Below are 7,877 nucleotides of genomic sequence, written 5' to 3'. Positions count from 1 at the left end.
CCCGCAACCAATGAAATTGGTCCCGTAGTGTAGTGGTTAACATGCCTGCCTGTCACGCAGGAGATCGCGGGTTCGAGTCCCGTCGGGACCGCCATGTTGAACGAAACATAATGTTTCGTGTTTTTTTATGTCTTTTTTGTCTTTGCTTCATTCCCCCTTTTACGATAAACTCATATATAGAGATTCACGTACATCCTTAGGAATCACCTTCCTAAGGACTTTTTTGTACAAATCGTTTTCATCTTGTCTGTTATTCGGTGTAAGTGTGATGTAATAACTTTAGTTATATACAATGTGTTTGGATCAGAAGTGGAAACTTTTTGTTATAATGTGATAAAATTTCAAAGATAATCTGTAAAGAAGAATATTATCGTTTCCTCACTATTATGATAATAAAAATGATGAACTAAGTTAGGTGACAAATGATGAAATGTTATGAATTGGTTATGCATTCCGCTGAGGAAACCATGGAGTTTGCTGCTAGGTTAGCGGAAAAACTAAAAGAAAAAGATGTGATTGCTTTAGAAGGAGACTTAGGCGCAGGGAAAACAACGTTTACTAAAGGATTGGCGAAAGGGTTGGGAATTGAGCGGACAATAAGCAGTCCTACTTTTACGATTGTCAAAGAATATAAAGGACGGCTTCCCCTTTACCATATGGATGTATATCGTTTGGAAGATACGTTTGAAGATTTAGGATTCGATGAGTATTTTGATGGTGATGGGGTAACGGTCGTAGAGTGGGCCCACTTAATTCAGCCTCAGCTTCCCGATGAATTGTTATACATTCACCTTTATCATCATGGAGAATCAGAACGCAAGATCGTTATTGAACCGGTTGGTAAACGGTACGAACAGTTATGTAAGGAGATTATGGAAGCATGAAAGTATTGGCGATTGATACATCGAATATTGTGATGGGGATTGCATTAGTGGAAGATGACATTGTAAAAGGTGAAATTATTACTAATATTAAGAAAGACCACTCGACACGTGTTATGCCGGCTATTCAGTCTTTGTTGGCGGATTGCCACATCACGCCTACGGAGTTGGATTTGATTGTTGTCGCGAGGGGGCCGGGTTCCTATACAGGTGTACGGATAGGAGTAACGATTGCTAAAACGTTAGCATGGACATTAAAAATCCCTATCGTAGGTGTGTCCAGTCTTGAAGTACTTGCAGCTAATGGACGATATTTTGACGGTGTTGTTTCACCTTTATTTGATGCAAGAAGGGGTCAAATTTATACGGGGCTGTATCGATATGAAGGAGATGTGCTCGAATGCATAGAAAACGACAGAATTGTGTTGTCGAGTGAGTGGGCGCGCCAGTTGCAAGAAAAAAATGAGCCAGTTTTGTTTATCGGGAGCGACGTCGTTCTACATAAGGAAGTGTTTAAAGAGGTGCTTGGAGATTTAGCCCTATTTGCTCCTGATTCATTGCAGTTGCCTCGGCCAAGCGAGTTGGCGTTTATTGGGATGAAAAAAGAGCCAGAGAATGTTCACTCATTTGTTCCAAATTACGTTCGTCTTGCTGAAGCGGAAGCGAACTGGCTTGCAAAACAGGGGGAGCAAAGCAGGAATGAAAATTCAGTTTCGTCCAATGACTCTTGCGGATATTGATGAGGTCGTCTATGTTGAAAAAGCTTCGTTTACGCTTCCTTGGAGCAGAGAAGCGTTTTATAATGAGCTTGTTCATAACCAGTATGCCAAGTATATTGTGATGGAGTACAACCATCGCATTATCGGTTATTGCGGGATGTGGGTTGTGATCGACGAGGCACATATCACGAATGTGGCCGTATTGCCGGAGTATCGCGGCAAAAAATTAGGGGAAGCGTTGATGAGAAAAGTGATGGAAACAGCAAAACAATTAGGGGCAGCGATAATGACATTAGAAGTTCGTGTTTCTAATCATGTAGCCCAATCGTTATATCGTAAATTAGGTTTTTTAAACGGTGGTATTCGGAAACGATATTATCCGGATAATCAAGAAGATGCTCTTGTAATGTGGGTGAATTTACAATGAATAAAGATGTGTATGTACTTGGAATTGAGACAAGCTGTGATGAAACGGCAGCGGCAGTGGTCAAAAATGGTCGAGAAATTGTGTCCAATGTAGTTGCTTCACAAATCGACAGTCATAAGCGTTTTGGCGGCGTAGTTCCAGAAGTAGCTTCTCGCCATCATGTCGAGCAAATTACGCTTGTCATTGAAGAAGCTATGAATAGAGCGAATCTTTCGTTTGCGGACTTAGATGCGATTGCTGTGACGCAGGGACCGGGATTAGTCGGGGCGCTTCTCATTGGTGTTAATGCGGCAAAAGCGTTGGCGTTTGCGCATCAAATTCCGTTAATTGGCGTCCATCACATTGCCGGGCATATTTATGCGAATCGGCTCGTTACGGAGATGAAATTTCCGTTACTTTCTCTCGTTGTTTCTGGAGGCCATACGGAGCTTGTTTACATGAAGGAGCACGGGAAGTTTGAAGTGATCGGAGAAACGAGAGACGATGCGGCGGGGGAAGCGTATGATAAGGTGGCTAGAGCGTTACATCTCCCGTATCCGGGAGGACCGCACATTGATCGACTTGCCCACGAAGGAAGTGTGACGATTGATTTGCCGCGCGCTTGGCTTGAAGAAGATTCGTATGATTTTAGCTTTAGCGGATTAAAATCTGCGGTGATGAATACGGTGCATAACGCTGCGCAGCGTGGCGAACAGATTGATGCGAAAGATATGGCTGCAAGTTTTCAAGCGAGTGTCGTTGATGTGCTAGTGGCAAAAACGGTAAAAGCAGCTCAAGAATATCAAGTTCGTCAAGTGTTGTTAGCTGGAGGAGTGGCTGCCAATCGAGGTTTAAGAGCAGAACTAGAACGGAAGATGGCGGAGATCGAAGGAGTGGATCTTGTCATTCCCCCTCTTTCACTTTGTACGGATAACGCAGCGATGATTGCAGCGGCTGGAACGATTTTATTTGAACAAGGAAAGCGGGCAGATATGTCGTTAAATGCAGATCCAAGTCTTGAATTGTCATGAGAGAAGAAAAATCTCCTTGTTGTCAAGGGGATTTTTCTTTTTTAAAAAAACATTTCATTGTGAATAGTTTTATCCACAGGATGTTAATATTGTGGAAATTTACGATAAATGAGAGAACATCAATAAAAGGTTAACCACAAAATTTTGTGAATATATAAGCTAAATTTTGTGGATATTGTGGAAAAATACGTGAATAACTTTATTTTTAAAGCAAGTTGTTGTGGAAAAAGGTGTGGGTATGTGACTAATATAAAATAATCCATAGTCAAAGTAGACTATGGATATATGTGAAATTATTATTGTAATGTATGCAATGCTTCCCATTCTTCCATTAATTGTTCTAATTTCTCTTTCATTGTTTCATTTTCTTTTGTAAGTTGTTGGACTTTTTCGTGATTTTGATATATGTCAGGATCACATAATTGTTGATCGATGTGCGCAATTTGTTGTTCGATTTCGCTAATTTCATTTTCAATCTCTTCAATTCGCCGCTTTCGTTGTCTCTCTAATTTTTTGGCTTCTTTTTCTTGTTCATAGTTTGGTTTGTTAGCTGATTCGTCCTTGCGACGGGTCGCTTTTTCTTCGGAGGCAAGGCGTTCGAGTTCAAGCATTTCCGCTTTTTTGGTGATGTAATAGTCGTAGTCTCCAAGATATTCGGTAATGCCGTCTTTGGTAAGTTCGTATATTTTGGTGGCGATGCGATTAATAAAATAACGGTCATGGGAAACGAACAGGATCGTTCCTGGATAGTCAATCAGTGCATTTTCGAGCACTTCTTTGCTGTCCAAATCTAGATGGTTCGTTGGCTCGTCTAAAATGAGAAAATTCGCTTTTTGCATCATTAATTTGGCGAGTGCCAGCCTTGCTTTTTCTCCACCGCTTAATGCGGAAACGGGTTTTAACACATCATCCCCGGAAAATAAGAAATTACCTAGTACGGTACGAATTTCTTTTTCTGTTTTTGAAGGGTATTCGTCCCATAGTTCATCGAGCACACGTTTATTGGATGATAAATTCGCTTGGTTTTGATCATAGTAGCCGATTTTGACATTCGAGCCGTAGCGAAATTCCCCTCTTTGTAGCGGAATTTTTTGCACGATTGCCTTTAAGAGCGTCGATTTTCCGATTCCGTTAGGCCCTACTAAGGCAATGCTGTCCCCTCTTGTGATTCGAAAATGAATGTTATGAATTACTGGTTTCTCGTCATGATAGCCGACAGAGACCTCTTCTGCGGTCAACACTTCGTTCCCGCTTTGTCGTTCGATATCAAATGAAAATGAAGCCGATTTTTCGTCCCCGTTCGGTTTGTCGATTCGTTCCATTTTTTCGAGTTGCTTACGTCGACTTTGTGCCCGTTTCGTTGTTGAAGCACGGGCAATATTGCGCTGAATAAAGTCTTTTAATTTTGCGATTTCTTCTTGTTGCTTTTCATATAATTTTAATTCCCGCTCGTAGTCGTCTGCTTTCTGTTGTAAATAACGGCTGTAATTGCCTATATATTTTTTTATTGTTGTTCTCGATAACTCATATACTTGGGTGACGACTTTATCAAGGAAGTAACGATCGTGGGAAACGATGAGAATGGCTCCGGGATATGTTTGTAAATACTGTTCCAGCCATGTTAATGTTTCGAGATCTAAATGGTTCGTTGGCTCGTCCAAAATGAGCAAATCTGGCTTCATTAGTAATAATTTTCCAAGAGCAAGACGGGTTCGCTGGCCGCCGCTAAGCGATTGAACGGAAGTTGTTGTATAGTCGTATTCGGAAAAATTCAAACCGTGTAAAACGGAGCGAATATCGGCTTCATACTGATACCCACCTTGTTCTTTAAATCGCTCCTGTAGGGTATCGTAATCTTTTAATAATTTTTCATAACGCTGAGGGTCGGCCAACATATTTGGGTCACCCATTTGCAGTTCCATCATCCGCAATTCTTTTTCCATTGTTTTTAGCGGAGCGAACACTGTCATCATTTCATCCCATATTGATAACGTGGAATGAAGACCGCTATCTTGGGCCAGGTATCCGACCGTTACATCCTTCGGCTTAATGATTTCCCCGCTATCATAAGACATTTCACCGGCAATGATTTTTAGAAGTGTCGATTTTCCCGCTCCGTTTCTCCCAACAAGAGCAACCCGGTCTTTTGATTGTATTTCTAGTTTTATATTCGATAAAATAAGTTCAGCTCCGAAATATTTTGACAGTTGATTGACTTGTAAAATGATCATTGTTTTTCACCTCTCGTTCGACAATAATAGTGTAGCGCAAATCGTTTTCGTTGGGCAATAAAACGAGTCGGAAAAGACAGATGAGAAAAAATAGTGTATAGTTTATAATGTGGAGGAGATTTACATTGTCATCGTTTACTCACTTTAATGAACAAGGTCATGCAAAAATGGTCGATATTACAGAAAAAACTGATACGGTTCGGACCGCTGTGGCAAGAACGAGCGTGATGATGAATAAAGAAATTTATGAAAAAATCTCGAATCGCGCGATCCAAAAAGGAGATGTTCTTGCCGTTGCTCAAGTAGCCGGAATTATGGCGGCGAAAAAGACCGCTGATCTCATTCCAATGTGCCATCCTTTAATGTTAAGGGGTGTCGATATTCAATTTGCTTGGGATGTGGAAGAACAGACGTCTCGCTATCAACTGCTCATTACAGCAACTGTAAAAACAAAAGGAAGCACAGGGGTTGAAATGGAAGCGCTAACTGCGGCTTCTGTCTGTGCATTGACGGTTTACGATATGTGTAAAGCGCTAGATAAAGGAATTATCATTGGACCAACTTATCTAGTGGAAAAAACAGGTGGAAAATCAGGTCACTTTCGACGAGAGGACAAGTAGTTGGCTAAAGAGAATGTGGGGGAGTAGTCATGAACAATGAACAGCTAAAAATTCCACAGGCAACGGCGAAGCGTTTGCCGTTATATTATCGCTTTTTGAAAAATTTACATGCCTCAGGAAAACAGCGTGTTTCTTCAGCGGAGTTAAGCGATGCAGTAAAAGTAGATTCCGCCACGATTCGCCGTGATTTTTCGTATTTTGGAGCACTTGGGAAAAAAGGCTATGGCTATAATGTGAACTATTTATTGTCTTTCTTTCGCAAGACGCTTGATCAGGATGAAATTACGGAAGTAGCATTAGTAGGGGTCGGAAACTTAGGAACGGCTTTTTTAAACTACAATTTTACGAAGAATAATAACACGAAAATTGTCATGGCATTTGATGTTGATAAAGCAAAAGTAGGGGCGAAAGTAGGCGGGGTACCTGTTTATCACCTTGATGAGTTAGAGGAGCGTCTTCATGATGAGATTTCTGTGGCGATTTTGACGGTACCAGCTCATGTGGCACAGGCCATTACGGATCGTCTTGTGAAAAAGGGGATTAAAGGGATTTTAAATTTCACTCCCGCTCGACTAAACGTACCTGATAATATTCGTGTTCATCATATTGATTTGGCCATTGAATTACAGTCATTAGTGTATTTTTTAAAAAACTACCCATCTAAATAAAAGGGAGCGAATCATGAATGAAATACTTGCTCATTTTGGTTGTCATCGTATTATTATTTGGAACGAAGAAGCTTCCCGATCTCGGGAAGTCGCTCGGTCAATCGTTGCGGGAATTTAAAGATGCTACAAAAGGGTTAGCAGATGAGGATGAAGAAAGCAACAAAAAAGCGTAATAGATAATGGTAGGATGATTGGGTATGAACGATAAAGAAATGTCCGTATATGAGCATTTAGGAGAATTACGAAAACGGCTTATCATTGTTGTTGTCTTTTTTGTCATCGCGATGATTGCTAGCTTCTTTTTAGTAGAGCCAGTCATTTTGTATTTGCAGAAAGCCGGTGAAGCGAAAGAATTAACGATGAACGCGTTTCGATTGACAGATCCTATTAAAATTTATATGCAGTTTGCGTTTGTGATTGCACTAATCATGACTTCACCAGTTCTGCTTTATCAACTTTGGGCGTTTATCAGTCCAGGATTATACGAGAGAGAACGAAAAGTGACGTTGAGCTATATTCCACTGTCTCTTCTTCTTTTTTTGGCGGGTGTGAGTTTTGCTTACTTTGTCTTGTTTCCATTTGTCGTTCACTTTATGCAAAATTTAGCTTCTAGCCTAGGTATTCATCAAGTGATTGGGATTAATGAATATTTTGAATTTTTGCTTCAGCTCGTTTTGCCGTTTGGCTTAGTCTTTCAGCTGCCTATCATCGTTATGTTTTTGACAAGACTAGGACTGATTACTCCAATGTTTTTAGTAAAAGTACGCAAGTATGCTTACTTTGTTTTGCTGATTGTGGCAGCGATTATTACCCCTCCAGATGTATTGTCACAGGTGATTGTCATGATTCCGCTCTCGATTTTATATGAAATAAGCATATGGATTTCCAGGATAGCTTATCGAAGAGCACGGTTAGCGGAACAATAAGAAAAGCGACCCAATTCCGCTTAAAAACTGCCCGCTTCCTCTGGGCAAACAGCGAAATGTAACCATCCTAGCTCCTGTGATGGGCAAATGCTCTTCACCCGCTGGACGTTTTTTGCTACCTTGAGGGGGCTGGTTTGGTCCCAGAGCTCTCGGGCATGACTTCGCCAGTTTATGCTTTGCGCAAGTTTTGCATGGATGTCAATTCGAAAAGTAAACTGTTTGGGTGCTGAAGCTAGACAAGCCTCCTTAAAAAAGAAGCAAGATGTAAATTCGGATATAACAAGAAAACCTCCCGTGTAATGATATGATCCCCTTATAGTAGACAGAAAAAAGAAAGCCAATTAATCTGTCTACTATGGAGGGGATTTTTCTATGGGGAAAATACGAAAAACCTA

At 40.8% G+C, this 7,877-nt stretch carries 9 protein-coding genes and 1 tRNA gene; 9 read left to right on the top strand and 1 reads right to left on the bottom strand.

Features of this window, described 5'->3' with window-relative positions:
• Positions 1 to 18: 18 nt before the first annotated feature.
• The 5 genes from HNR31_RS18340 (at position 19) to tsaD (ending at position 3,037) form a co-directional block, all read left to right on the top strand.
• Positions 19 to 94, top strand: a tRNA-Asp gene (locus HNR31_RS18340).
• Positions 95 to 425: 331 nt separating this feature from the next.
• Positions 426 to 884, top strand: a complete 459-nt coding sequence (tsaE, locus tag HNR31_RS18335) for a tRNA (adenosine(37)-N6)-threonylcarbamoyltransferase complex ATPase subunit type 1 TsaE (RefSeq protein WP_181557606.1) — start codon at positions 426 to 428, stop codon at positions 882 to 884.
• Entirely contained in the window at positions 881 to 1,621 is a 741-nt protein-coding gene (gene tsaB / locus HNR31_RS18330) for a tRNA (adenosine(37)-N6)-threonylcarbamoyltransferase complex dimerization subunit type 1 TsaB (protein WP_181557605.1), read from the top strand. The genes tsaE and tsaB overlap by 4 nt, the downstream gene beginning before the upstream one ends.
• Positions 1,581 to 2,027, top strand: a complete 447-nt coding sequence (gene rimI / locus HNR31_RS18325) for a ribosomal protein S18-alanine N-acetyltransferase (RefSeq protein WP_181557604.1) — start codon at positions 1,581 to 1,583, stop codon at positions 2,025 to 2,027. The genes tsaB and rimI overlap by 41 nt, the downstream gene beginning before the upstream one ends.
• Positions 2,024 to 3,037: a tRNA (adenosine(37)-N6)-threonylcarbamoyltransferase complex transferase subunit TsaD gene (tsaD, locus tag HNR31_RS18320; RefSeq protein WP_181557603.1), complete on the top strand. Its 1,014-nt coding sequence runs from the start codon at positions 2,024 to 2,026 to the stop codon at positions 3,035 to 3,037. Before rimI ends, tsaD begins: the two co-directional genes overlap by 4 nt.
• 296 nt (positions 3,038 to 3,333) lie before the next feature.
• Here tsaD and HNR31_RS18315 read toward each other — a convergent pair whose 3' ends face one another.
• The gene (locus HNR31_RS18315; protein WP_181557602.1) at positions 3,334 to 5,268 is read right to left on the bottom strand and encodes an ABC-F family ATP-binding cassette domain-containing protein; all 1,935 of its coding nucleotides are present in this window, start codon (positions 5,266 to 5,268) and stop codon (positions 3,334 to 3,336) included.
• A 125-nt stretch (positions 5,269 to 5,393) separates the two neighbouring features.
• Between HNR31_RS18315 and moaC the strand changes: the two genes are divergently transcribed.
• From moaC to tatC, 4 genes are read left to right on the top strand one after another with little or no spacing between them, the layout of a single operon-like run.
• The gene (gene moaC / locus HNR31_RS18310; RefSeq protein ID WP_181557601.1) at positions 5,394 to 5,888 is read left to right on the top strand and encodes a cyclic pyranopterin monophosphate synthase MoaC; all 495 of its coding nucleotides are present in this window, start codon (positions 5,394 to 5,396) and stop codon (positions 5,886 to 5,888) included.
• 29 nt (positions 5,889 to 5,917) lie between these two features.
• On the top strand, positions 5,918 to 6,556 hold the full coding sequence (locus tag HNR31_RS18305) for a redox-sensing transcriptional repressor Rex (RefSeq protein ID WP_181557600.1): 639 nt from the start codon (positions 5,918 to 5,920) through the stop codon (positions 6,554 to 6,556).
• Between the two features lie 17 nt (positions 6,557 to 6,573).
• Positions 6,574 to 6,729, top strand: a complete 156-nt coding sequence (gene tatA, locus HNR31_RS18300; protein WP_181557599.1) for a twin-arginine translocase TatA/TatE family subunit — start codon at positions 6,574 to 6,576, stop codon at positions 6,727 to 6,729.
• 24 nt (positions 6,730 to 6,753) lie between these two features.
• On the top strand, positions 6,754 to 7,482 hold the full coding sequence (tatC, locus tag HNR31_RS18295) for a twin-arginine translocase subunit TatC (RefSeq protein ID WP_181557598.1): 729 nt from the start codon (positions 6,754 to 6,756) through the stop codon (positions 7,480 to 7,482).
• The last annotated feature ends 395 nt before the right edge of the window (positions 7,483 to 7,877 follow it).

The sequence above is a fragment of the Thermaerobacillus caldiproteolyticus genome, assembly GCF_013761245.1.
Classification (GTDB): Bacteria; Bacillota; Bacilli; order Bacillales; family Anoxybacillaceae; genus Thermaerobacillus; species Thermaerobacillus caldiproteolyticus.
Note: the sequence above shows the minus strand (reverse complement) of the source record. Positions and strands in the feature narration are given on the sequence as shown.